The following is a 25,474-nucleotide window of genomic DNA, read 5'->3' on the forward strand; positions in this document are numbered from 1 at the left end:
TCATGAAAAAAGGTTAGTGATTGCCGCAAGTGCATTCATGGTCTGAACCATGGAGCTTGCGTCGTGCAATTTCGACACGCCAGATAGGGCCGGTCTCTTTATAGACCCACGAAAAGTCGCCGGGATTGCGGGCTTCGAGCTGGCGACGCAAAGGCACTGGATCGTGATCGTTGACAATCTCCAGCGCATCGCCCGGCTCGAGCGCATCGATCATGGAAAAGATCGTCGCATGTCGCGTGATGGGCGGAATGGTGCGCACGTCGATGACAGGATTTACCGAAACAGGTTCGATTGACATTATAGTTTTCCAAGGCCGTCACTGTCGAAAGATGATGACGACAGCCAGCGCCATCATGAGAGCTATTCTAATCTGGACGATGCGATGCTGCTTTGATGCATCTCAAACAAGACAACGAATTCCCGTATTTCCAGTAAAAAATGCGAAGCGGTTTTGCGTAGGATAATGCGCAAAAAATAGTTACAGGGGTTCCAACGTTTCAGTCTTAACTGGAGCTGTCGTAATGGCTTTCTGACAGAGCTGCCTTGTTCTGGATCAATCCCTGTTCGCAACTAGAGCATGTCTCCCAAAAGTGGGAACCGGTTTTGGGATAAAGACATGCATAAAAACAATCAGATAGAGCATTTCCTATGATTCATCATAGAATGGAAGTGCTCTATTGACCAAAGAACAGCACGATAGCGATCACGATAGATGCTGCAACTGCTGAAAGCGTGCCCGCACCCTGCAAGGCCCCCATACGATAAAGAACCAGTGAAAAGCCAATGATTGCAGGCGTGGCAACCATGAGTCCGATCTGTGCATCCGTCATTGAAACATTCCTTGCGTTGAAAAGGAACGATGCATCCGCGCACATGATTTTTCTTTGTCACAACGCAAAGAAGATGGGGGATGAGCGGGCTAGGCAAGATCCATGCTTGGAACAGAAGACACTGCCTTCGCGGCAACAATTTCAGATGAAGAACCGGCGGACAACCTCCTGCTCTGGATTCTCGTCTGGAGCGAGCTTGTCACTTTTGCGATTTTACTGATCGCCTTCATGGTGATGTCGATCATCAATTCCGAAGGCGTTGTACAGTTGCGGGCGCATCTCAGCCCGGGTCTGGCTGCAACCAACACCGTTGTGCTGCTGATAAGCGGCTGGCAGGCCGCAATCGCTGTGCGACAACGACATAATGCAAAGGCGATAAGACGCCCGCTCCTGGGAGCGGCATTTTTCGGTCTTGCTTTCGTGGTCGTCAAATTCGTCGAATATTCGCACGAAATCCAATTCGTAGGCGATGAAGCTGTGGGGGCGTTTTTCGAACTCTACTTTCTCCTTACCGGCTTTCACCTCATGCACGTTCTGTTCGGATCAATCATTCTGGCGCTCGTCGCATGGCGACCGTCCGCTTCCAATGTTCTGCTCATCACAACGCTCTGGCACGCGATTGATCTCGTCTGGCTGGTGATGTTCCCAGTGCTTTATCTTGCGTGAGGCTATCAAATGAAAAGTGACGAACACACGTCCCTCAACCGCACGCTTCTCATTTTGCTGGCACTTGCAATGAGTGGTGCGCTGATCGCCGGTTTCAGCGGCGACATGCTTACAGCAATTGTTGTTGTGCTGATTCTTGCCTTTGCAAAAGGCTGGTTCGTCATTTTGGATTTCATGGAAATGCGCGGCACCAAAGGTGCATTGAAGCCTGTCTTGCTGATGTGGCCCGCCGTTCTGCTCACACTGGCGCTGGTGCGTTCTGTCGCAGTGCGCCTCCTCCTCTGAACAACTGCTCCGGTCTTTGTTTTTACGCATTATCCGACGCAAAACCGCTTCGCACTTTTGCTGGAAATGCTCCGGTCTTTGCCAAAACGCAAAGACGTCTTTTCTCTGCCCGATAGAAGGATGCAGTCCCGTGATGCTGGCGAGGGGATTGACCAGCCGCACTATCGACGGGGGATTTGATGCCGGGGCTCCGCCTTCGGCCAATGAAAGGACGAAGGGGATGGCAGAACGCCTAACCAAGACCGGCGCCCGAAACGTCTTCTACGGCGGTTCTATTTTCTTTTTCGCGATCTTCGTGGGACTGACGGCGCACAGCCACTACTACATGAAAACCACATCCACGGATGAATCGACGCTCACCGAAGGGGTCGCGCGAGGCAAGCACGTCTGGGAGAAAAATTCCTGCATCAACTGCCACACGCTGCTGGGTGAGGGCGCTTACTTTGCTCCTGAACTCGGCAATGTCTGGAAGCGTTATGGCGGTGTAGATGATCCCGAAGGCGCACGCGAGACGATGAAAGCCTGGATGCAGGCGCAGCCTACGGGAATTGAGGGGCGTCGTCAGATGCCGCAGTTCAACCTGAGCGAACAGGAACTCAACGATCTGGCTGACTTCCTGGAATGGACCAGCCGCATCAAGACGCAGGACTGGCCGCCCAATGAGGCAGGCTAAGGCGCGGGATGAACGGAGTTTTATGATATGAAATATGAAAGCCAAAAGGTTGCGATGCTCTATTTCTACGGAGCACTCGTCCTGTTCGTAGCCCAGGTCGCGTTCGGTGTGCTGGCCGGGACGATCTATGTCCTGCCCAATACGCTCTCCGAGCTTCTGCCCTTCAACATCGTTCGTATGATCCACACCAATGCGCTGGTGGTCTGGCTGCTGATGGGCTTCATGGGCTCGACCTATTATCTGCTGCCTGAAGAGACAGAGACTGAGCTCTATAGCACCAAGCTTGCCGTCATTCAGTTCTGGATGTTCTTTGTCGCAGCAGGTGTTGCGGTGGTGGGCTATCTCTTCAAGATCCATGAAGGCCGCGAGTTTCTCGAACAGCCATTCATCATCAAGGTTGGTATTCTCGTCGTCTGTCTCACGTTTATGTTCAACATCACGATGACGGCATTGAAGGGCCGGAAGACGACAGTTACCAACATTCTGCTGTTTGGTCTGTGGGGACTGTCTCTGTTCTTCCTCTTTGCCTTCTATAACCCGGTCAATCTCGCCATCGACAAGCTCTACTGGTGGTATGTCATCCATCTGTGGGTTGAAGGCGTGTGGGAACTCATCATGGCGTCGATCCTCGCCTTCCTGATGATCAAGCTCAACGGTATCGACCGCGAAGTTGTCGAAAAATGGCTTTACGTCATTGTCGGTCTGGCGCTGTTCTCCGGCATTCTCGGAACAGGTCACCACTATTACTGGATCGGCGCGCCGGGCTACTGGCAGTGGATCGGTTCGCTGTTCTCGACGCTGGAAGTCGCTCCTTTCTTCACCATGGTCATCTTTACTTTCGTGATGACATGGAAGGCTGGTCGCAAACATCCAAACCGTGCAGCCCTTCTCTGGTCAATCGGTTGCTCGGTGATGGCTTTCTTTGGTGCAGGTGTATGGGGCTTTCTGCACACGCTGTCTTCGGTCAACTATTACACCCACGGCACACAGCTTACCGCCGCCCACGGCCACCTCGCCTTCTTCGGCGCTTATGTCATGCTTAATCTCGCAGTCATGGCCTATGCCATTCCTGAGCTGCGCGGACGGGCGCCTTACAATCAGATGCTCTCCATGGTGAGTTTTTGGGCCATGTGCACGGCGATGTCCGTCATGACCTTTGCGCTCACTTTTGCAGGCGTGGTGCAGACCCATCTGCAGCGTGTTCTGGGCGAGAGCTTCATGGTCGTACAGGACCAGCTGGCACTTTTCTACTGGATACGTCTCGGCTCCGGCGTCGTGGTGGTGATCTCGGCTTTCATGTTCATCTGGGCCGTGCTGGTTCCGGGTAAGGAACGCCGCGAGAGCACCTCTGGCTTCGTACAGCCCGCTGAATAATCGACGCAAAAGCCCTGCCAGAAGGTGGGGCTTTTTCACTTAAACAAATAGGAAGACGGCCATGAATAGCGTTCTCAAGAATATAGAAACAATTGATACATCCATCCCCGCTTACAGCCCATCCGGCAATGAATGCGCCCTGTTTGAACTGGCATGGAAGCGCAAGTTGCCACTGCTTCTTAAAGGTCCGACCGGCTGCGGAAAGACACGGTTTGTAAGCCACATGGCAGCGAGGCTCGGCTTGCCGCTCTCGACGGTTTCCTGTCATGACGATCTGGCGGCTGCCGATCTGACCGGACGTTATCTGTTAAAAGGTGGAGACACCCATTGGGTTGATGGACCTTTGACCCGCGCCGTGCGCGAAGGCGGCATCTGTTATCTCGACGAGATTGTTGAAGCACGCAAGGATGTGGCCGTGGTCCTGCATCCGCTGACCGACGACCGCCGCATTCTGCCACTGGAGCGTACCGGCGAGCTGCTTGAAGCGCCGGATCGCTTCATGCTCGTCGTGTCTTATAATCCGGGTTACCAAAACCTGCTCAAATCCCTGAAGCCAAGTACGCGTCAGCGTTTTGTAGCAATTGAGTTCGATTTCTTACCCAAAGAACAGGAAATTGCGGTGGTGAGTGCCGAAAGCGGCCTTGACGCGCATAAAGTGGCGCCGCTTGTAGCACTTGCCCATCGTCTGCGCGGGCTTAAGGGCCACGATCTGGAAGAAGGTGTTTCAACACGTCTGCTGGTCTACTGCGCGTCATTGATTGATGCTGGTATGCCGCAGCGCGAGGCCGCGCGTGCGGCGATGATCGAACCGCTGACCGATGAGCCGGATGTAAAGGCGGCACTGCTCGAAATCGCCGATGCAATGTTGAAATAGGCAGGCACATCATGCTGGATTTTCTGGAGCTTGAAGAAACAGTTGGCCGTGCCTGGCATCGGCTTATCGGCAAGACCGGATCATGGCCGCAATATCCCGATCAGGCCGTAAAGCTTGCCGATATTCGTCAGCGACTTGCGATTTGCTTCCGCGGTTTTGGTGGCGATGTCGCCGTGCAGATTGCGCCAGCCCGTGCCCGAACCTCTGGGCATCGGTTGGGCTTACGGCAGCGTATGGCTTTGGGCGAGGAAAAACTGAACCACCCCCTGCGCGATGAAGCGACATTGATGTTGCCGCCGGAGATTGCGCTCTTTCCTGATCGCACACTGAATTACGATCTCTATGTCTGGCTTGCGGGCTATATGGCGATCATGCCAACTGATCTGAAAGCCATGCCTGATGATCCGTTACGCCGCGACCTCGTGGCTCTCGATATGGCAGCGGAAACGACGGCAAAAGCCTGCGAATTGTTTCCGGGGCTGGAAGAACGCTATGCGCGGCTTTGTGATGCGATACTGGAAGCACGACCGAATAGACGGCTCAATCAACTCGAACAGCTTGTCGAAGAGCGTATTCTTTCAATGCTGAAAGACGGCGCGGGTCTGCCGGATTTCAGTCTTCCAGCCATTTTCCCACATCGTGCTCCCGCAGGCTACCTGCCGATCCTTCCCGTTCCGCTTTGGCCGGGGCTTATCCGGCGCGATGAAACAGCACCCCGCGCAGCGGAAGACGAACCCGTCCGCAACTCTCAGGCTGAAGGTGCTGAAACCGGTCGTCAGATAGCGCAGCGCGAGAAGCAGGACGCACAACTTACCGACAGAAGCCCGTTCATCCTCAACCGTTTCGAGAAAATTCTCGCCATGGCAGAGATGGTCAGCGTTGACCGACCTTCGGATGACAGTGACGAGCAGAATGCAAAATCCGCCGATGAACTCGATGATCTGACACTGGGCGAGCGCAAGGGCAGGCCTGCTGCCCGCTTTCGCTTCGATCTTGATCTGCCGCCGGAAGCGGTTGATCGCAGCCTGCTGACTGCCAAGCTTACCTATCCAGAATGGGATTATCGCAAGGCGAGTTATTTGCAAGATCATTGTAGTGTTCTGGCAGCGCCGGTGCAGGAGCGTGAAGAGGCGCTGGCACTGGATGACGAAGCGCGAAGTCTTGTACGGCGAGTGCGGCGTCAGTTCGAAATCCTGCGGCCCGGTCGCGAAATGATGCGTGCGCAGCTTGATGGCAACGATCTTGATCTCGATGCCGTGGTGCGTTCACGCTGTGATTTTGCGGCTGGCGGGCAGGGCAGCGAACGGGTGCATCTGATGAGCCGCCCGCAGGCCAATGATCTGGCCGTAACGATTCTGGTCGATGTTTCGCTTTCAACCGATGCATGGGTGGATAATCGCCGCGTGCTTGATGTGGAGAAAGAAGCGCTTCTGGTACTGGCCAATGGCATTGCTGCTTGTGGCGACCACTGTTCGATCCTGACCTTCACGTCGCGGCGACGCTCATGGGTGCGTGTTGAAACGGTGAAAGATTTCGACGAGGCTTTCAGCCCGACTGTTGAGCATCGCATCGCAGCGCTCAAGCCGGGTTTCTATACGCGTATGGGTACCGCCATGCGTCACGCCACGGCAAAGTTAACCGAGCAGCACAATCGTAAGAAACTTCTGCTGCTTCTAACCGATGGCAAGCCGAATGATGTCGATCATTATGAAGGGCGCTTTGCACTGGAAGATACCCGACGGGCAGCAAATGAAGCGCGTGCCAAAGGCGTCAACGTTTTTGCCGTGACGGTTGACCGCGAGGCAAATGCTTATCTGCCTGCTCTCTTCGGCCACGGCGGCTTTGCAATGGTCGAGAAGCTCGCGAAATTGCCGATTGCTTTGCCCGCAATCTATCGAATGCTGGCGGGATAGCTTTCGATCAGTACGATCAGAGACTTTGGTCAGTCCCTCGCACCGGCTCTTCCTTATCGATCAGGGGCGAGGGTGATGCAAATGCCAGAAGTTTGTCATAGTCGATAATTTTAACGGCTGATGCCTGTACGCTCACACCATGTGCGCCAAGGTTGGCAAAGCTGCGCGACAGGTTCTCCGGCGTCATGCCGAGATAGGCCGCCAAGATGCGTTTTTCATAAGGAATGGTAACGACATCCGTTCCGTTATTCGCGAGCGATTCCTTAACGATCCAGTTGGCTAACCGCTGGACACTATTGCGTAATTTCTGCGTCTTCAGCTCTTTTACAAGCCGTCGGTAAGACCGCGCCAGCTCGAAAACGATAGCCTGCATGAAGCCTGAATCTTCGCTCATCATGGAGCGAACGAGCGATGACGGGATCATCAACACGCGCGCGGCGGTCAATGTCTGTGCGCTTTGCAAACACACATCATTGTTTAACGACGCAGCCAGGATGAAAACATCACCTGAGCGCAGAACTTCCAGTGCCGTTTCACCATCTTCGGAGCGGGCAGACATAAGCACCAGTCCATCGAGCACGACAAAGAGAAAATCAGACGGCTGATTTTCTTCAATCAAGGTGGTTCGCGGCGGAAAGGATTGCGCAAAGCTGGGAGCTATGAGGAACTCAAAAGTCTTATCCCGCATTCCAAGAAAGAGCGGAAGCGTCTTTAGAACCAGGATATCCTCATCGCGCATTAAAACCTTACCTTTCATCTCTAGTTTTATTATAGCAAAAGTCTTGATCAATATCAATTAATAAGTATTATTTTATCAATTGTGTCATAAAACTAAATCTATTTTCAGCATATGATGGATATTAACTACAAAAACCCTTGATTGATTATCAAATATTGATCCTAATCAATGTATTCAACAGACAGACACCGCATAAGTGCAAACGAAACCTTCCATGGTATTCAATTCGGAGTACGCCTATGCCACACGTCCCGGTGGCTTCCCACCGTAAGCAGACTACTGCTCTGACGATGAGCACGATTGCCTTTACAGTATGCTTCGCCGTTTGGACCATTTTCGCAATCATTGGCATACAGATCCGCGCTGATCTCGGTCTGAGTGAAACGCAGTTCGGCTTGCTGGTTGGCACGCCGATCCTTACGGGATCGCTGATCCGTGTCATTCTTGGCATATGGGCTGACCGCTATGGCGGACGCGCGATTTTTACGCTGACCATGCTGATCTCAGCTGTCGCCACCTATTTCCTGACCTATGCAACGACCTATCCTCACATGCTGATTGCAGCGCTGGGTGTTGGTGTTGCGGGCGGTTCATTCTCGGTTGGTGTTGCTTATGTCTCGCGCTGGTATCCGCCGGAAAAGCAGGGCACGGCCCTTGGTATTTTTGGCGCCGGTAATGTCGGTTCGGCCGTCACGAAATTTTTCGCACCGATGGTCATGGTTGCGCTTGGATGGCATGCAGTTGCCGAAATCTGGGCAGCGGCGATGATCGTTATGGCGCTGATCTTCTATTTTACCACCAGCGATGATCCAGTTCTGCTTGAGCGCAAGCGCACGGGTGAAAAGCCCGTCAGCACGCTTCTGGAACTCGAACCGCTCAAGAATATTCAGGTCTGGCGCTTCTCGCTCTATTACTTCTTTGTTTTCGGTGCGTTCGTGGCGCTGGCGCTGTGGCTGCCGCAATATCTGATCCATGTTTATGGCGTCGATATTCGCTATGCCGGTATGATAGCAGCTTTTTTCTCGATCCCGGCAAGTCTGTTCCGCGCCTATGGCGGTCATCTGTCTGACGTTTATGGTGCGCGCAAGGTCATGTACTGGACCTTCCTCGTTGCTCTCGTCGCCACCTTCATTCTCTCTTACCCACCAACAGAATACATCATCCAGAGCGATAATGGTCCGCTGCGGTTCACGGCAGAAATGGGCGTGGTCGGCTTCACGGTTTCCGTGTTTATCCTCGGCTTCTTCATGGCGCTGGGCAAGGCTGCGGTCTTCAAGCACATCCCGGTTTATTATCCCGACAATGTTGGCGCGGTCGGCGGTCTCGTCGGCATGATCGGTGGCCTCGGCGGCTTCATCCTGCCAATCCTGTTTGGTGTTCTGCTTGATCTCACAGGTCTATGGACAAGCTGCTTCATGCTGCTGTTCGTCATCGTTGCAGTCTCGTTTGCCTGGATGCATGTTTCGATCCGCCAGATGGAACGCGCAGCACAGGGCAAGGCAACGGAGGAACTTCCAGCTTTTGCAGAACTGCAGGGCTTGAAGAAGACTGAAATCAAGCTAGCCCGCAAGAGCGATGCCGTGCTGACTGAATGGGAACCGGAAGACAAGACCTTCTGGGAACAGAAAGGCAAGCGTATTGCCAAGCGCAATCTCTGGCTTTCTATTCCAGCGCTCTTGCTGTCATTTGCGATCTGGCAGGTCTGGTCGGTGGTTGTTGCAAAGCTGCCGCTGGTTGGCTTCAAGTTCACCACGGACGAGTTGTTCTGGCTTGCAGCACTTCCCGGCATTTCGGGCGCAACGCTGCGCATCTTCTATTCTTTCATGGTGCCGATTTTCGGCGGTCGTCTCTGGACCACACTGACGACCTGGTCGCTGGTTATTCCGGCCATCGGCATTGGCTATGCGGTGCAAAATCCGAATACGCCTTACTTCGTGTTCCTGCTGCTCGCTCTGTTCTGCGGTTTTGGTGGCGGCAACTTCGCTTCGTCCATGTCAAACATTTCCTTCTTCTTCCCCAAGGCGGAAAAAGGCAATGCGGCAGCCCTCAATGCAGGCCTCGGCAATCTCGGTGTCAGTGTCGTACAGTTTGTCGTCCCGCTGGTTATTACCGCTGGCATCTTCGGCAAGCTTGGTGGCGATCCGGCTTTTGTGGCCACCGAAGCTGGCAGCTCGCCGCTCTGGTTGCAGAATGCTGGCTTCTTCTTTGTGCCTTTCATCGTGATCACTGCCTTTGCCAACTGGTTCGGCATGAATGATATCGCATCGGTAAAAGCATCCTTTGCGGATCAGGCTGTCATTTTCCGCCGCAAGCATAACTGGCTGATGTGCTGGCTCTATACCGGTACATTCGGCTCCTTCATCGGCTATTCGGCTGGCTTCCCACTCCTGACCAACATTCTGTTTCCGGAAGTCAATGCGCTGCATTACGCATTCCTTGGACCTTTGGTCGGCGCGTTATCGCGTTCGGGCTCGGGCTGGCTTGCCGATAAATATGGTGGCGGACGCGTAACCATCTGGGCTTTCGTCCTTATGATGATCGGCGTGAGCGGTGTGCTCTGGTTCGTCGGCATCAAGGATCAGCCCTATGCATTCAGCGGCTTCTTCGCTTCCTTCGTTCTGCTGTTCTTCGCAACAGGTATCGGCAATGCCTCCACCTTCCAGATGATCCCTGCGATCATGTCGAAGGAAATGGATCGCCTGATGCCCAAGGCAAGCGCTGAGGAACGTCGTCTGGAAGCCAGCAAGGAATCCGCCGCCATTACTGGCTTCACATCGGCCATTGCTGCTTTTGGCGCCTTCTTCATTCCGAAAGGCTACGGCACGTCCATCAGCATGACGGGCGGACCGGAAGCAGCTCTGTGGGCATTCCTGATCTTCTATGTGAGCTGCCTCATCATCACCTGGGCCGTCTACACCCGAAAAGGTGGCCTTCTCTATGACGTCGAGCACAATCGCAAACCTGCGACCGCTGCTGCCTGACCACAAAGGCAGCGCGGGGAAGGCGAAAAGCTGCTTTCCATCCGCGCCTGCCACTTAATGAATGGATTGAGAGGACAATATTATGAGCCTACTCCTCGACCGGCTAAACTTTCTTGCCAGAAAGAATGTGGACACCTTTTCCGAAGGGCATGGTGTTACCACGGTTGAAAACCGTGACTGGGAAGATGCCTATCGCAAGCGCTGGCAGCACGACAAAATTGTCCGCTCAACCCATGGTGTGAACTGCACTGGGTCTTGCTCATGGAAGATCTATGTCAAGGGCGGCATCATCACCTGGGAGACCCAGCAGACCGATTATCCGCGTACCCGCGCCGATCTGCCCAATCATGAGCCACGCGGCTGCCCGCGTGGTGCAAGCTACAGCTGGTATATTTATTCGGCCAATCGCGTGAAATATCCGTTGATCCGATCGCGTCTGCTCAAGCTTTGGCGCAAGGAACGTGCGGTGAAGACCCCGATCGGTGCATGGGCTGCGATCCAGCAGGACCCGGCCAAGCGCTCCGATTATATGAAGGTGCGTGGCCTTGGCGGTTTCGTCCGCGCGACTTGGGATGAAGTCAACGAAATCATCGCAGCCGCCAACGCCTATACAGCCAAGACCTATGGTCCTGACCGCGTAATCGGCTTTTCGCCGATCCCTGCCATGTCGATGGTGTCTTATGCAGCCGGCTCACGTTATCTGTCGCTGCTTGGTGGCGTCTGCATGTCCTTTTATGACTGGTATTGCGATTTGCCGCCTGCCTCGCCGATGACATGGGGCGAACAGACCGACGTTCCTGAATCCGCCGATTGGTACAATGCTGGCTTCCTGATGCTCTGGGGTTCAAACGTTCCGCAGACCCGTACGCCAGATGCGCATTTTTACACCGAAGCCCGTTATAAGGGCGCAAAATCGGTCGTGGTGTCACCGGATTACTCGGAAGCCGCCAAGTTCTCCGATCTGTGGTTGCACCCGAAACAGGGCACAGATGCTGCACTTGCCATGGCGATTGGCCATGTCATTTTGCGCGAGTTCCATCTTGATCGACAGGTGGAGTATTTTGAGGACTATTGCCGCAAATACACTGACTTCCCAATGCTGGTTCGTCTCAGCAAGAAGGACGGTCATTATGTGCCTGACCGCTTCATCCGCGCTTCCGACTTTGTCGATACACTTGGCGAAAGCAACAATCCGGACTGGAAGACGGTGGCTTTCGACAAGAAGACTGCATCTTACGTCGCACCCGGTGGGTCTATCGGCTATCGCTGGGGCGAAGACGGCAAGTGGAATCTGGAAGAAACAGACGGCAAAGGCCACGATGTTGAGCTGGCAAAGAGCTTTATGGACAAAGGCGATCACGATGCGGTTGCCGATGTGGCGTTTCCTTATTTCGGCAATCGAGAACACGACTTCTTTGAAGGTACCGATCATGACAGCATTCTGGTGCGCAAGGTGCCAGCCCGAAAGGTAAAGCTTGCAGACGGCGACACGATGGTTGCCACCGTTTTCGATCTCTTCGCGGCCAATTATGGTCTTGATCGTGGCCTTGGCGACAAGAACTCGGCGAAGGCTTTTGATGAAGGCCTGCCTTACACGCCTGCCTGGGCTGAAAAGATCACTGGCGTTCCGCAGGATCAGATCATCGCTGTTGCACGCGAATTTGCTCATAATGCAGAGAAGACCAAGGGACGCTCCATGGTCATTCTCGGTGCTGGTCTCAATCACTGGTACCACATGGATATGAGCTATCGCGGCATCATCAACATGCTGGTGATGTGCGGTTGCATCGGTCAATCGGGCGGCGGTTGGAGCCATTATGTCGGACAGGAAAAACTGCGTCCGCAAACCGGCTGGACAGCGCTTGCCTTCGCGCTCGACTGGAACCGTCCACCCCGCCATATGAACTCGACGTCATTCTTCTACGCGCATACCGATCAGTGGCGCTACGAGACGGTCAAGGTCAACGACATCCTGTCGCCAACCGCACCGGAAGGTTCATGGGACGGTACATTCCACGATTATAATATCCGCGCTGAACGTATGGGCTGGTTGCCATCGGCACCGCAATTGCAAACCAACCCGCTTGAAGTATCCAAGCAGGCGGCGGCATCGGGCAAAGAGGCCAAGGATTTTGTTGCTGAAGCGCTCAAATCCGGCAGTCTCAACATGTCCTGTGAGGACCCCGACAATGAGGCAAACTGGCCGCGCAACATGTTTGTCTGGCGTTCCAATCTGTTGGGTTCGTCGGGTAAAGGCCACGAATATTTCCTCAAGCATCTGCTCGGGACATCGAACGGCCTGCTTGGCAAGGATCTCGGTCCGGAAGGCGCACAGGAATCTCAGGAAGCCGTCTGGCACGATCAGGCACCGGAAGGGAAGCTCGATCTGCTGGTGACACTGGATTTCCGCATGTCCACGACTTGTGTTTATTCGGACATCGTTCTGCCGACTGCCACCTGGTACGAGAAGAACGATCTCAACACCTCCGACATGCATCCCTTCATTCATCCGCTTTCAAGTGCTGCCGATCCTGCATGGGAAGCTCGCAGCGACTGGGAAATCTTCAAAGGCATAGCCAAGAAATTCTCGGATGTGGCGCCAGAAGTGCTGGGTGTTGAGAAGGACGTGGTTCTCGTTCCGACCCTTCACGATACGGCTGGTGAACTCTCGCAGCCGTTTGATGTGAAGGACTGGAAGAAGGGCGAAGTCGAACCGATCCCCGGCAAGACCATGCCAAATATTGTTGTGGTCGAGCGTGATTATCCGAACCTCTACAAGCGTTATACATCGGTTGGTCCATTGCTTGAAAAGCTCGGCAATGGCGGCAAGGGCATCGGTTGGAACACCGATCACGAGGTAGAACTTCTCGGCAAGCTCAACGGCAAGGTTCATGAGCCTGGTGCTACCGAAGGTCGCCCGCGTATCATGACTGACATTGATGCAACGGAAGTCATTCTGTCGCTTGCCCCCGAAACCAATGGCGAAGTGGCGGTGAAGGCCTGGGAAGCACTGTCGAAGTTTACCGGACGCGATCACAGTCATCTGGCAATACCGAAGGAAGACGAGAAAATTCGCTTCCGCGATATCGTGGCACAGCCGCGCAAGATCATCTCGTCGCCGACATGGTCCGGTCTTGAATCGGAAAGTGTGTGCTACAATGCCGGTTATACCAATGTGCATGAACTGATCCCTTGGCGCACGCTGACAGGCCGTCAGCAGCTTTATCAGGATCATTTGTGGATGCGCGCTTTCGGTGAAGGCTTCTGCGTCTATCGTCCGCCAATCGACACCAAGACGGTCAATCCTGCCATTCGTGAAAAGGCAGACGGTCAACCGCATCTCGTGCTGAACTTCATTACGCCGCACCAGAAATGGGGCATCCACTCGACCTATTCCGACAACCTTTTGATGCTTACGCTCAATCGTGGCGGTCCGGTTGTCTGGATTTCGGAGCCGGATGCGAAGAAGGCGGGCCTCGTCGATAATGACTGGGTGGAAGTTTACAACGCCAACGGTGCTATCGTGGCGCGTGCGGTTGTGTCCCAGCGCATGAAGGACGGTACGATCTTCATGTATCACGCACAGGAAAAGATCGTGAATACGCCGGGATCGCCTCTGACGGGGCAGCGCGGCGGCATTCATAACTCGGTCACGCGCATCATCACCAAACCAACCCACATGATCGGCGGTTACGCCCATCAGTCCTATGGCTTCAACTATTACGGCACCGTCGGTGCAAACCGCGACGAATTTGTCGTGGTGCGCAAGCTGGACAAGGTCGACTGGATGGAAGGTCCGCTCGACGAAAGCAAAGCGACATTGCCCCCGACACCAGTGGCAAAGGAGGCAGCAGAATGAAAATCCGCGCGCAAATTGGCATGGTGCTCAATCTCGACAAGTGCATCGGCTGCCACACCTGCTCTGTGACGTGCAAAAACGTCTGGACCAGCCGTGAAGGCGTTGAATATGCCTGGTTCAACAATGTTGAAACCAAGCCCGGTATTGGTTTCCCGAAAGAGTGGGAAAACCAGAAGAAGTGGAATGGCGGCTGGGTTCGCAAGAAGAACGGCAAGATCGAACCCAAGATGGGTGCGAAATGGCGCATTCTTGCTAAAATCTTTGCCAATCCAGATCTGCCGGAAATCGACGACTATTATGAGCCGTTCGACTACGATTATGGGCATTTGCAGACCGCAGGCGAAAGCAGGACCATGCCGACTGCCCGTCCACGCTCGCTGATTTCCGGCGAACGCATGGAGAAGATCGAATGGGGTCCGAACTGGGAAGAAATTCTCGGTGGCGAATTCGCCAAACGGTCGAAGGACTACAATTTCGAGGGCGTGGAAAAGGAAATCTACGGCCAGTTCGAAAACACCTTCATGATGTATTTGCCTCGCCTCTGCGAGCACTGCCTCAACCCGACCTGTGTTGCAGCCTGTCCTTCGGGTGCAATTTACAAGCGCGAGGATGACGGAATTGTTCTGATCGATCAGGAAAAATGCCGCGGCTGGCGCATGTGCGTCTCCGGCTGCCCTTACAAAAAGATCTATTACAACTGGAGTTCCGGCAAGTCCGAGAAGTGCATTTTCTGTTATCCGCGTATTGAAGCAGGCCAGCCAACAGTCTGCTCGGAAACCTGCGTCGGTCGCATCCGCTATCTCGGTGTTATTCTTTATGATGCGGACCGGATTTCGGAAGCAGCATCAACCGCCAACGAGCAGGATCTCTACGAAGAACAGCTTAGCATCTTCCTCGACCCGAACGATCCGAAAGTGATTGAACAGGCGCGCAAGGATGGTGTGCCGGATGCATGGCTGGAAGCTGCCAAGCATTCCCCGGTCTACAAGATGGCCATGGAATGGAAGATCGCATTCCCGCTGCATCCTGAATATCGCACGCTGCCAATGGTCTGGTATGTGCCGCCGCTTTCGCCACTTCAGTCGGCTGCTGCTGCGGGCAAGCTCGGCATGGATGGCCCGTTGCCGGATGTTCGCTCGATGCGTATTCCGGTCCGCTATCTCGCCAATCTTCTGACCGCTGGTAAGGAAGAGCCGGTTATCTCGGCGCTTGAACGCATGTTGGCCATGCGCTCCTACATGCGCACCAAGACCATTGATGGGGTCATTGATGAAGCAATTGCTGATCGCGTCGGCATGAGTAGCGGCATGATCGAGGAAATGTATCAACTGATGGCAATTGCCAATTATGAGGATCGCTTCGTCATCCCAACAACGCATCGCGAAGTCACAGAAGATGCCTATGATCTGCATGGTTCCTGTGGCTTCACTTTTGGCAATGGCTGCTCGGGTGGTTCTTCCACGGAAGACCTGTTCGGTGCCAAGCGTCAGAAGGTCGTGCAGACACCGACCGATATTTTCAGGGAGCAGGTATAATGAACAAGGCTCTGAAAATCATATCACTTCTGCTGTCCTATCCTTCGAAGGATGTGCAGTCTGGACGGGAGGAACTGAAAGCCGCTGTCGCCAGCGACCCAAGTCTTTCGCCCGGAATCCAGAACCTACTCGACAATCTGATCGATGATCTTTGCAAAGGGGATCTCTATGAGGCGCAGGAGCGTTATGTGCATCTGTTTGATCGCACCCGCGCGCTGTCGCTGCATCTGTTTGAGCATGTGCATGGCGAAAGCCGCGATCGCGGTCAGGCAATGGTCGATCTTTTGAAGATGTATGAGGAAAATGGCTTCGACATTGATGCCAGGGAACTACCGGATTATCTGCCGCTGTTTCTTGAATTTTTGTCGACGCGTTCGCCGGAAGAAATCCACGATCTGCTGGCGCAGACTGCACACATCACCACAGCCATCGGCGAACGCCTGCGCAAGCGGCGCTCGATATATGCCAATGCGTTTGCTGCACTTTCGCATCTTGGCCGCGTGAAGCCCGATGAGAAGCTGTTGGGTGAATTGCTGCGCCAGGAAGAGGATGATCCCGACGATCTGGCCGCTCTCGATCGCATCTGGGAAGAAGAAGCCGTAACATTTGGCAGTTCAAATGCTGGCGAAAACGCCTGCGGTCCGGACCGGTTGCGTATGCAGGTGCGTGCTGCACGCCGTAATCCGGCGGCATCGTCAAACCCCAGCCAAATCTAGGAGACGGATGATGGCTAGTCATATCAATACGTTCCTGTTCGGGATTTATCCCTATATTGCGCTGAGCGTTTTGGCACTCGGTTCAATCTTCCGCTATGACCGCGAGCCCTATACATGGCGCTCCGGTTCCAGCCAGCTTTTGCGCCGCAAACAGCTGATGTGGGGCTCGGTACTGTTCCATCTCGGTGTGCTTGTGATTTTCGCCGGGCATTTTGTCGGGTTGCTCACGCCAATCTGGGTATTTGATACGCTCGGCATCAGCCATGAAGCCAAGCAGATACTCGCCATTGTGGCCGGTGGCATTGCAGGTGTCATGGCAATTATTGGTGCCACGCTTCTTGTGCATCGTCGCCTGTTCGACCCGCGCATTCGCGCGTCATCGCGTCCGACTGACACGCTCATCATCATTCTGCTCTGGATTCAGCTGCTGCTGGGGCTTGCGACCATTCCGGTATCGCTACAGCATCTGGATGGCCATGAAATGGTGAAATTCATGAGCTGGGCACAGGGTATCTTCACTTTCAACTCGCAGGCTTCAAGCTACGTTGCCGATGCATCGCTTATCTTCAAGCTGCATATTGGTTTGGGTCTGACGATCCTGCTGCTGTTCCCGTTTACACGTCTCGTTCATATGCTGAGCGCACCTGTGCGTTATATCTGGCGTCCCGGTTATCAGGTTGTGCGCAAGCGCAATAATAGCCTGGCACCATCCCATGCTCGCGTTCAGAACAACTTTCGGGCGGAGCAGAACTGATGGCAACACTCTTTGAAAGCAAGCAGCCGAAAGCACATGACCATAAGCATTCAGGCGGGCATGGTAGCTATTCCACCTATCAGGAGCCGGATACACGCATACCGCCAAAGCCGCGCCCGATCTTTGATGCGGTTTCGGTCAACGGCGTTGCGATTGCCGAAAGCGACATTCTGACGGAGGCACAAAACCACCCGGCAGAAAACCCGGGAGCAGCCTTGCTTGCAGCCGCTCGCGCCCTTGCAGTCCGGGAGTTGCTTTTGCAGCGCGCAAAAGAAGTCGGCATTACCCCAGAACGTGAGAAAGATGCCGAAGGGCGTCCTGAAACCGACGACGATGCGCTGGTGCGCATGGTGATCGATCAGGAAGTTGAAGTGCCTTCTGCATCAAGCGACGAATGTCTGCGCTTTTATGAGAAAAACCGGCAGCGTTTCACCAGCTCGCCTTTGCTGCAAGCAAGCCATATTCTGATTGCGGCCGACCCAGCCGATCAACAGGCGCGCGAAAAGGCACGCGGCACGGCATCGTTCCTGGCTACTTCTATTCTGGCTGAACCGGCAACATTTGCGGCGATGGCGCACGAATATTCCGCCTGCCCTTCAGCTGCACAGGGTGGCAGCCTTGGGCAATTGTCGCGAGGCAGTACCGTGCCGGAGTTTGAGCGTGCGCTTGATCGTCTTGCACCCGGTGAAATCACAGCGGCACCGATTGAAAGCCGCTTTGGCTTTCACATTATCAAGCTCGATCATCGTGTCGATGGCGAGGTGTTGCCATTCGATTTTGTGGCTGAGCGCGTCGCGGGCTGGCTTGAAGCTTCCACTTGGTCGAAAGCTGTTTCTCAATATATTGCTATTTTGGCCGCCGAGGCAGAGATTACCGGTATCGACCTATTGTCCGATGAGGAAGAAAGCAAATGACCACACAGCCGATTCTTGCAGCAATTCTGGCCCAAAAAGACATGGCGGTCGATCCGCTGTTGGCGTCGGTTGCTGCGAGGGCCAGCGAACGTGGCTTGAAGGTCGCGGGTTTTTTGCAACACCGTGGCCCCGATACCGACGAATGCTGCCGGGAAATTGTTATTGAACGGATTGGCAGCGGCATCCGGCAAATTATCTCGCAACCGCTCGGCACCGGCTCGCGCGGTTGCAGGCTTGATCCGGCAGCACTTGCAGATGTGGCAGGATCGTTGCGTGCCGAAATCGAAGCCGGAGCAGATTTGCTGATCCTCAACCGGTTTGGCAAAGGCGAAACGGAAGGTCAGGGGTTTCGGACCGTTATAGAGCTGGCCTATGCAAAGCAGATACCCGTGCTGACAGTCGTTCGCGAAACCTATGTTGAGGGCTGGAACGACTTCGCAGGCGATTTCGGTATTTTGCTTGCACCGGACCAGACGGTTCTCGCAGACTGGCTTGAAACCATTACCCCGCTCAGAGCGCTGTCGGCTGCAAGCTGATTTTATCAGTTATGCATAACCGATGCAGTTTTGTGTCGGCTGACCCAGGCGGCACCGATGCCGCCATGTAGAAAGCCGTTGGAAAGCGGAACGGTCGGGTAAATCGCCTGCAATCGGGCAAGGCCTTCTTCCGTGTCGATACGTTCATGCAGCACGTCGTCGTGAACCTTTGCGACATCAACCATGTCGCAATCCTGCGGCGACAGCCTGAACCGGGCAACGCCTGCGGCTTTCAGGTCAGGCATGTCTTCTATCAGTGCCTGACACGTATGCGACAGTGTCTGCACGCCGTTCAAGGCAAGGAACGACTGGCTATCGAGTGTTTTGACTGGCAGACCGTCCGGCTCCTCGGCACAAACAAACTGACAATTGTCTTTGATGTGTCCTTTAGAGCGTGCATGGGCGCAACGCGCTGAAATGGCGAGTGGTACGCGACCGAAAGTGAAGATTTCGAAAGCAACATCTGGCGCTCCCTTGATGATTTCACGAATTGAAGCCAACGGAAGTTCCGGTGGCAGGCAGATGGATTGTGCGCCGCGCTGAGCCAGAACCTTGGCGGTGGCGGCGTTGTAAACATTGACCAGTGGGCCAACCATGTGCGGCTTGCCAGCCAGCAGGCCCAATGCCGACAGGTCGTTGGCTTCGACCGGAAAGAGCGATTGTTCGGCGGTCTGCCGGACATGCTTTGCTTCGCGTTCAAGCATGACGAGTGCAAGCGAGCCGAGACTGATTGTCTTGCCTGCCTGTTCCAGACGCTCGATCACATCTGCCATGTAGGGATCGATGAAATGGAATCGTTTAGAGCAGACGATTTCACCGAGCGTGACGTGATCGACCGGAGCTTCATCGGCAATGCGGAAATAAAAATCGCGCCATTTCGGGCCGTCCCAGAGAAAGAGAACAGGCCCGAGGCTAAGGCTGGGATTACAGCTTGAAACTGGCATGGCTATCTCCAGCGTTTTTCATAGGCGCCCGATGTGGTCTGCTGACCCTCACTCAATGCGCGCAGTCGTGAAAGCAGGGCCGCCCGTTTTTCGGGTCCGGCGGCAAGTGTTTGACGAAGTGTCGATACCACTTCCGCGACATAGGCTTTGCCGCGCTGTCGCCCTTCGATTTTCAGAGCCGAAACACCGGCCGCACGGAGTTCGTCTATGTGGTTCATCACATCAAGAGAAACCGGGTCTTCAAAGGCGTAGCCTTCTTCATCACCAATGTTGAAACGCCCTTTGCAGAGGGTCGGGTAGCCTGCGGCTTCGCCTGCCGGAAAGCGATTGATGGTGTAATCGCCGAGTTCCGAAACGAGTTCGGCACCTTCGTTCCGATACCGCACATGGCTTGCAGGCGAGCAGACACCGTTCATATTGGGTGAGCGTCCGGTGGCGTAGGAAGAGAGGGAGCAGCGCCCTTCGGCCATGACGCACAAGCCGCCAAAGACGAAGACTTCCATTTCGCAAGCAATCTTGCGTCCGAGCTTTGCGATATCGGGGATCGTCAGCACACGCGGCAGTACCACGCGCTTTGCCTTGAAGGCATCAATCAGAAAGCTGATCGCAGCGGCATTGGAAGCCGAAGCCTGTACTGAAACATGCAGCCGCTGCTGCGGATGACGCTCAGCCGTATAGGCCATGAGGCCAAAATCAGCGAGGATCACTGCATCGGCACCCAATGCCGAGGCGTCATCAACGGCCTTGTACCAGAGTTGCTCATCGCCTGCGCGCATGAAGGTGTTGATGGCGACGAAGACCTGCGTGCGCCGCGCATGGGCGATATTGATTGCTTCCCGCAACTCCTCACGGCTGAAGTTGAGCCCCGGAAAATTGCGTGCGTTGGTTTCATCGCGGAAACCGCAATAAACTGCATCCGCTCCGGCTTGCACGGCTTCGCGAAATGCGGAGGGTGTTCCGGCAGGACAGATCAGTTCCATGAGCGGGCATCCTCTTTCGTGTCGGCGGCGAGCGCTCTGTCGCGAACAAAACCTGCGATGGTTCGTACCACTGGCTCGAAAGGCCCCGCCCCTTTTCCAAGGTCGGCTGGCAGGTCGACATTGCAATCATCCAGTGCATTGCGCAGGGCAAGCATGGCTTCCATATCGCCAGTCACCGTGATGTCGCGCGAAAAGAACAAGGCATCGCCGTCGAGCTTGCCTTCGAGAAGGGCAAGCAGCATCACGAGTGGGCCTTCGATAGCGGCATCGGTCACAAATTCTGCGCTGCTGCGCAGTACCGAAATGCGCGGGGCCCCTGGTTCAACCAGAAAAGCGAGGGGCAAATCCGATGGTCTGAACCCAAACCGTTTGTTGACGTGCTGCCCTAACCGTTCAAACAGGCCGGGATGTGCGCGGATAACCTGAAAGAACACGCGAGAAACGATCGGGCTGAGCAGAAATGGCGGAACAAACCGAACCGGGGCAACCACGGCGGGCGGAATTTTCATCATGATTTTGCTCCAGACACTTCTATGCGCACCTGCTTTGTGACGTCTTCACAAGGACTAGGTGATTCAAGCCCGTAAGAGTTTGATCTGGATCAAAGACGGCAGAAGAATTGCGTATTCAAAGTGAGGCATGAAAAATGCCTCATCACTGCCTTCCTCTTATGACGATCTACAGAGTTTCGTGTCGGAACTTGAAAGGCGCGGAGATCTTGTCCGCATCCGGCGTCCGGTTTCGCTCGTGCATGAGATCACGGAAATTCACAAGCGTGTTCTGGCGGCCGATGGTCCGGCCTTGCTGTTTGAAAAGCCGGTCGATGCCGAGGGCAAAGTGCAATCCATTCCGCTTCTCGCCAATCTCTTTGGTGCCAAGCGGCGGATTGCCTGGGGGCTTGGTCGCACGCCTGAGGAGCTGCCTGCTTTGGCCAATCTGTTGGCCGAGCTGCGAGCGCCAACCCCGCCGCGTTCAGCAGGCGAAATATGGAGCAAGCTGCCTTTGGCAAAAGCCGCTATGGCAATGCGACCACGTCGTGTCACGCGTGCGCCAGTGCATGAAATCGTGCATGAAGGTGAGGCGATTGATCTGGGTGCGTTGCCGATACAATGGTGCTGGCCGGGAGAGCCTGCGCCGCTGGTGACATGGCCTCTGGTCATCACCTGTGCGCCAGATGATCCCTCTGACATCAATGTCGGCATCTACCGGATGCAGAAGCTTGGGCCAGACAGGCTGATCATGCGTTGGCTGGCGCATCGCGGTGGTGCCCGGCATCATCGTATGTGGCAAAAAGCGGGGAAAGATATGCCGGTTGCCGTTGCAATCGGGGCCGATCCGGCAGCAATTCTGGCGGCTGTCATGCCCTTGCCGGAAGGGATGAGCGAGCTTGCATTTTCGGGCCTTTTGTCGGGACGAAGGCCTGCGATCGCAGAGGGGCGCACGGTGCCACTCACTGTGCCAGCCAATGCGGAAATTGTGCTTGAAGGTTTTGTATCGACAACCGAAACCGCGCCGGAAGGTCCTTATGGCGACCACACCGGCTATTATAACAGTGTTGAAGAATTTCCGGTTGTGCGTCTTAGCGCAATCACCATGCGCAAGAACCCGATCTATCTTTCCACTTACACGGGGCGACCGCCTGACGAGCCTTCAAAGCTCGGCGAAGTGATGAACCAGCTGTTTGTGCCGGTTGTGCGCAAGCAGTTCCCAGAGATTACCGATCTTTGGCTGCCGCCTGCCGCCTGTTCCTATCGTGCGATGGTGGTGGCAATCGACAAGCGATATCCGGGGCAAGCGCGCAGGGTCATGATGGGGCTTTGGTCGATGCTGCCGCAATTCAGTTACACCAAGCTTATCATCGCCGTCGATCCCGACATCGATATAGGCAATTGGGATGACGTGCTCTGGGCACTTTCGACACGCTTTGATGCGAGCCGTGATCTGGTGACGCTCGATCATACGCCGGTGGATTATCTCGATTTCGCGTCCCCGCGCTCAGGGCTTGGCGGCAAGCTCGGGCTTGATGCGACCAATAAGATCGGTGCGGAAACGGATCGCGAATGGGGCAACGTCCTTTCCATGAATGAAGAGACCATTGCGCGGGTGGACGCACTGTGGGGCGAATTGGGCATTGACCGGGAGACGAGACGATGAAGCGTGTAGTCGTGGGTGTGTCCGGCGCGTCTGGATCATTGATTTCGTTGAAAATACTGGAATGTCTGAACAGGATGCAGGGCGTTGAAACGCATCTTGTCATATCGCAGGCGGCAGAGCGGACACTGCGCTATGAGCTGGGCCCGAACGGCTATTCAATGCTGCATCGGCTGGCAGAAAAGACCTATTCGATCGAGGACGTGGGAGCTGCGATTGCCAGCGGATCGGTGCCGACCGCCGGTATGATCGTGGCGCCCTGTTCCATGCGCACGTTAGCATCGATTGCCCATGGTTTCAGCGATAGTTTGCTGACGCGCGCAGCCGATGTGCAGCTGAAAGAGCGGCGCAGGCTGCTGCTGATCACGCGCGAGACACCGCTGCATCTGGTCCACTTGCGCAATATGTGTACGGTCACCGAAATGGGTGCAATCGTGATGCCGCCGGTACCGGCCTTTTATCTGCATCCACAAACGGTAGAAGATGTTGCCCAACAGATCGCAGCGCGCGCCATTGATCTGATGGGGCTTGGTGAGCAACAGGCTGAAAGCTGGTGCGGATCAGCTTAATTTTGGATGCCTGTCAACGAGCGCCTGGCGGCGTTGCTGCAGCTCTTCGATCTGCTGCTCCAGCGAAAGAATCTCGTCATCAAGCTTGTCAACGCGTTCCTCGATGTGGGAATAGGCCTCCTTGAGCAACAGCTTGGCTTCCGTTTTGTTGGAGGCACTTGGCGTGTCGCCACGCAGCGGCTTATTGGCCGTTTCGGGCAGGAAGAATGCCGTGATGAGACCCACAACGGCTGCACACATCAAATAATAAGCGGGCAAATAGATATTATTTGTTGCCTCGACGAGCCATGCGGCAACAGTTGGGGTCAGACCCGCAACAATGATCGAAATATTAAAGGCTGCCGCAAGCGCGCTATAGCGAATGCGTGCCGGGAACAGTGCTGGCAGTGTCGATGCCATGATGCCGGTCAGACAGTTGAGCAATATCGCCAATATCAGCAAGCCGGCAAAAATAGTCGCAATGTGTCCGCTGGCAATAAGATGGAAGGCTGGCAGGGCAAATAGCAGCAAGCCGACGCTGCCGATGATCAGGAACGGCCTGCGACCAAACCGGTCACTGAGAAAACCGACAACGGGCTGCACGAACAGCATTCCGATCATCACCACGATGATGATGAGAACTCCACGATCTTCGGAATAGCCGAGGCTCTGGGAGAGATAGGTCGGCATATAGGTGAGCAGCATGTAATAGGTGACATTCGTCACCAGAACCATGCCGATACAAACGCACAATGCACGCCAATATTTGTTGATTATCTCTTTGAAGGACACCATCGGACGATCTTCGATGGCATCGCGATCTGCTTTTTCCAGTGCTTCAAGCTGTTGTGTGAAAGCAGGTGTTTCCTCTGCGGCATGGCGAAGATAAAGCCCGATCAAGCCGAGCGGGGCGGCGAGATAGAATGGAATACGCCAGCCCCAATCCAGAAAGTCTTGTTCTCCGACCATCGTGCTGAGAAACACGACGAGGCCTGCACCGAGCACAAAGCCTGCAATGGAGCCGAAGTCGAGCCAGCTACCGAGGAAGCCGCGACGACGGTCGGGAGCATATTCTGCGACGAAGATCGCAGCGCCCGTATATTCGCCGCCTACGGAAAAGCCCTGTGCCAGCTTGCAAAGCAGCAGAAGGATCGGGGCCCAGATGCCGATTGTGGCATAGGACGGGATAAGGCCGATACAGAAAGTGCTGGCAGCCATGATGATGATTGTGAGTGACAAAACCTTTTGTCGCCCGAAACGGTCGCCCATGACGCCAAAGAACAGGCCACCGAGAGGGCGCACCAGAAAGGGCACAGAGAATGTAGCGAGAGCTGCAATGGTCTGAATGCCGGGTGCTGCATTGGGAAAGAAAACCTGCCCCAAAGCATAGGCTACGAAGCCATAGACGCCGAAATCGAACCACTCCATCGCATTGCCCAGGGCCGCTGCAGTAATGGCTTTTTTGAGTTTCGTGTTGTCGATGACCTTAATATCGTGAATTTGTAATGGTGTAGCCTGAGATGAGCTGCTTGCAGCATCGCTTTGCGCCATTCGCCACCGCCTTCTTGCGTCTGGTTTAATATTGCTCCACGCAACAGAATAGCGGCCCTGCAGTATAGAACATGCATCGGCCACTTTTCTGTTAAGTGAATGTGTGCGGAGTAACGAGTTGGCGTCTGCTTTGGTTCCGATAAAGCTTATAAATAGTCGGCAAAGAGGATAAACAGGTTGCTTTATGCTGGCCCAAGCATGATGAAGGTTTCGCTTTTGCTGACCCCTTGAAGCGAGCGGATTGTCGAAATCACTTCATTGAGCTCAGAGATGGTCGAGACTTCCAGTTCGGCGATCACATCCCAGATGCCATTGGTGTTGAATACGCCGGTCAGGCCGGGAACGCGTTTGATTGCGCTGATCGTTGCTTTCAGTGACGAGCCCGACATTTCGATGAGCATGAACGCACGGATCTGATCCTTGCCGATGTCATCGCGAACGCGGACCGTGAAGCCTTTGATGTCGCCATTGGCAATCAGCCGGTCGAGACGCTTTTGCGCTGTGGCACGTGCAACGCCTAAGAGCTCCGCGAGCTGTGGAACAGAAGCGCGACCGTTGATGCGGAGCTCAGTGACCAGTCTCTTGTCCAGCTCATCCATGGCAGTGACTTTCTTAAAAGTAAGTTAGGCTGACGATATCGTCACTATTTTA

23 protein-coding genes are annotated in these 25,474 nt (G+C 54.7%); 15 read left to right on the top strand and 8 right to left on the bottom strand.

What is annotated here, in order from left to right; genetic code table 11:
• Positions 1–13: 13 nt before the first annotated feature.
• Together ACSME1_RS13915 and ACSME1_RS13920 are read right to left on the bottom strand one after the other, a co-directional pair.
• Positions 14–298, bottom strand: a complete 285-nt coding sequence (locus tag ACSME1_RS13915) for a DUF2249 domain-containing protein (RefSeq protein WP_024895625.1) — start codon at positions 296–298, stop codon at positions 14–16.
• Positions 299–674: 376 nt separating this feature from the next.
• Entirely contained in the window at positions 675–830 is a 156-nt protein-coding gene (locus tag ACSME1_RS13920; protein WP_007877560.1) for a hypothetical protein, read from the bottom strand.
• A gap of 102 nt (positions 831–932) precedes the next feature.
• Between ACSME1_RS13920 and ACSME1_RS13925 the strand changes: the two genes are divergently transcribed.
• From ACSME1_RS13925 to ACSME1_RS13950, 6 genes are all read left to right on the top strand, one after another.
• Complete coding sequence (locus ACSME1_RS13925; protein ID WP_024895624.1) at positions 933–1,496, top strand: cytochrome c oxidase subunit 3; 564 nt, start codon at positions 933–935, stop codon at positions 1,494–1,496.
• A 9-nt stretch (positions 1,497–1,505) separates the two neighbouring features.
• Positions 1,506–1,781 carry a cytochrome C oxidase subunit IV family protein gene (locus ACSME1_RS13930; protein WP_024895623.1) on the top strand — a complete coding sequence of 92 codons (276 nt, stop codon included), beginning with the start codon at positions 1,506–1,508 and terminating at the stop codon, positions 1,779–1,781.
• Between the two features lie 220 nt (positions 1,782–2,001).
• Entirely contained in the window at positions 2,002–2,454 is a 453-nt protein-coding gene (locus tag ACSME1_RS13935) for a c-type cytochrome (RefSeq protein WP_024895622.1), read from the top strand.
• A gap of 27 nt (positions 2,455–2,481) precedes the next feature.
• Positions 2,482–3,828: a nitric-oxide reductase large subunit gene (locus ACSME1_RS13940; protein ID WP_024895621.1), complete on the top strand. Its 1,347-nt coding sequence runs from the start codon at positions 2,482–2,484 to the stop codon at positions 3,826–3,828.
• Positions 3,829–3,889: 61 nt separating this feature from the next.
• Positions 3,890–4,702: a CbbQ/NirQ/NorQ/GpvN family protein gene (locus ACSME1_RS13945; protein WP_024895620.1), complete on the top strand. Its 813-nt coding sequence runs from the start codon at positions 3,890–3,892 to the stop codon at positions 4,700–4,702.
• 11 nt (positions 4,703–4,713) lie between these two features.
• Positions 4,714–6,615 carry a nitric oxide reductase activation protein NorD gene (locus ACSME1_RS13950; protein WP_024895619.1) on the top strand — a complete coding sequence of 634 codons (1,902 nt, stop codon included), beginning with the start codon at positions 4,714–4,716 and terminating at the stop codon, positions 6,613–6,615.
• Between the two features lie 16 nt (positions 6,616–6,631).
• Here ACSME1_RS13950 and ACSME1_RS13955 read toward each other — a convergent pair whose 3' ends face one another.
• Positions 6,632–7,354 (bottom strand): cyclic nucleotide-binding domain-containing protein, encoded by a 723-nt coding sequence (locus ACSME1_RS13955; RefSeq protein ID WP_024895618.1) that lies wholly within the window; start codon positions 7,352–7,354, stop codon positions 6,632–6,634.
• A 239-nt stretch (positions 7,355–7,593) separates the two neighbouring features.
• On the opposite strand from ACSME1_RS13955, the gene ACSME1_RS13960 reads away from it, so the two are divergent.
• From ACSME1_RS13960 to ACSME1_RS13990, 7 genes are all read left to right on the top strand, one after another.
• Complete coding sequence (locus ACSME1_RS13960; RefSeq protein ID WP_024895617.1) at positions 7,594–10,335, top strand: nitrate/nitrite transporter; 2,742 nt, start codon at positions 7,594–7,596, stop codon at positions 10,333–10,335.
• Between the two features lie 82 nt (positions 10,336–10,417).
• Positions 10,418–14,194: a nitrate reductase subunit alpha gene (locus ACSME1_RS13965; RefSeq protein WP_024895616.1), complete on the top strand. Its 3,777-nt coding sequence runs from the start codon at positions 10,418–10,420 to the stop codon at positions 14,192–14,194.
• Positions 14,191–15,729 carry a nitrate reductase subunit beta gene (gene narH, locus ACSME1_RS13970; RefSeq protein WP_007877588.1) on the top strand — a complete coding sequence of 513 codons (1,539 nt, stop codon included), beginning with the start codon at positions 14,191–14,193 and terminating at the stop codon, positions 15,727–15,729. Before ACSME1_RS13965 ends, narH begins: the two co-directional genes overlap by 4 nt.
• Positions 15,729–16,445: a nitrate reductase molybdenum cofactor assembly chaperone gene (gene narJ, locus ACSME1_RS13975; RefSeq protein ID WP_024895615.1), complete on the top strand. Its 717-nt coding sequence runs from the start codon at positions 15,729–15,731 to the stop codon at positions 16,443–16,445. Before narH ends, narJ begins: the two co-directional genes overlap by 1 nt.
• A 10-nt stretch (positions 16,446–16,455) precedes the next feature.
• Entirely contained in the window at positions 16,456–17,199 is a 744-nt protein-coding gene (gene narI / locus ACSME1_RS13980; RefSeq protein WP_024895614.1) for a respiratory nitrate reductase subunit gamma, read from the top strand.
• Positions 17,199–18,113: a peptidylprolyl isomerase gene (locus ACSME1_RS13985; RefSeq protein ID WP_024895613.1), complete on the top strand. Its 915-nt coding sequence runs from the start codon at positions 17,199–17,201 to the stop codon at positions 18,111–18,113. The genes narI and ACSME1_RS13985 overlap by 1 nt, the downstream gene beginning before the upstream one ends.
• Positions 18,110–18,649 carry a DUF2478 domain-containing protein gene (locus ACSME1_RS13990; protein ID WP_024895612.1) on the top strand — a complete coding sequence of 180 codons (540 nt, stop codon included), beginning with the start codon at positions 18,110–18,112 and terminating at the stop codon, positions 18,647–18,649. Before ACSME1_RS13985 ends, ACSME1_RS13990 begins: the two co-directional genes overlap by 4 nt.
• 5 nt (positions 18,650–18,654) lie before the next feature.
• On the opposite strand, the gene ubiV is transcribed toward ACSME1_RS13990, so the two are convergent.
• The 3 genes from ubiV to ubiT are packed head-to-tail and all read right to left on the bottom strand — an operon-like array spanning position 18,655 to position 21,085.
• A complete protein-coding gene (gene ubiV / locus ACSME1_RS13995) occupies positions 18,655–19,593 on the bottom strand; it encodes a ubiquinone anaerobic biosynthesis protein UbiV (RefSeq protein WP_024895611.1) in 939 nt (312 codons plus the stop codon).
• A 2-nt stretch (positions 19,594–19,595) separates the two neighbouring features.
• Positions 19,596–20,573, bottom strand: a complete 978-nt coding sequence (ubiU, locus tag ACSME1_RS14000; protein WP_024895610.1) for a ubiquinone anaerobic biosynthesis protein UbiU — start codon at positions 20,571–20,573, stop codon at positions 19,596–19,598.
• Positions 20,564–21,085 carry a ubiquinone anaerobic biosynthesis accessory factor UbiT gene (ubiT, locus tag ACSME1_RS14005; protein WP_024895609.1) on the bottom strand — a complete coding sequence of 174 codons (522 nt, stop codon included), beginning with the start codon at positions 21,083–21,085 and terminating at the stop codon, positions 20,564–20,566. The genes ubiU and ubiT overlap by 10 nt, the downstream gene beginning before the upstream one ends.
• A gap of 127 nt (positions 21,086–21,212) precedes the next feature.
• On the opposite strand from ubiT, the gene ACSME1_RS14010 reads away from it, so the two are divergent.
• Together ACSME1_RS14010 and ACSME1_RS14015 are read left to right on the top strand one after the other, a co-directional pair.
• Positions 21,213–22,727 (top strand): UbiD family decarboxylase, encoded by a 1,515-nt coding sequence (locus tag ACSME1_RS14010; RefSeq protein WP_024895608.1) that lies wholly within the window; start codon positions 21,213–21,215, stop codon positions 22,725–22,727.
• Complete coding sequence (locus tag ACSME1_RS14015; protein WP_024895607.1) at positions 22,724–23,293, top strand: UbiX family flavin prenyltransferase; 570 nt, start codon at positions 22,724–22,726, stop codon at positions 23,291–23,293. Before ACSME1_RS14010 ends, ACSME1_RS14015 begins: the two co-directional genes overlap by 4 nt.
• On the opposite strand, the gene proP is transcribed toward ACSME1_RS14015, so the two are convergent.
• Together proP and ACSME1_RS14025 are read right to left on the bottom strand one after the other, a co-directional pair.
• Entirely contained in the window at positions 23,285–24,823 is a 1,539-nt protein-coding gene (gene proP, locus ACSME1_RS14020) for a glycine betaine/L-proline transporter ProP (protein ID WP_024895606.1), read from the bottom strand. The two genes, ACSME1_RS14015 and proP, sit on opposite strands and share 9 nt — an antisense overlap.
• A 182-nt stretch (positions 24,824–25,005) precedes the next feature.
• The gene (locus ACSME1_RS14025; protein ID WP_100557622.1) at positions 25,006–25,422 is read right to left on the bottom strand and encodes an Lrp/AsnC family transcriptional regulator; all 417 of its coding nucleotides are present in this window, start codon (positions 25,420–25,422) and stop codon (positions 25,006–25,008) included.
• Positions 25,423–25,474: the final 52 nt, after the last annotated feature.

The organism is Brucella pituitosa (genome assembly GCF_965577835.1).
In the GTDB taxonomy this organism is placed as follows: domain Bacteria; phylum Pseudomonadota; class Alphaproteobacteria; order Rhizobiales; family Rhizobiaceae; genus Brucella; species Brucella pituitosa.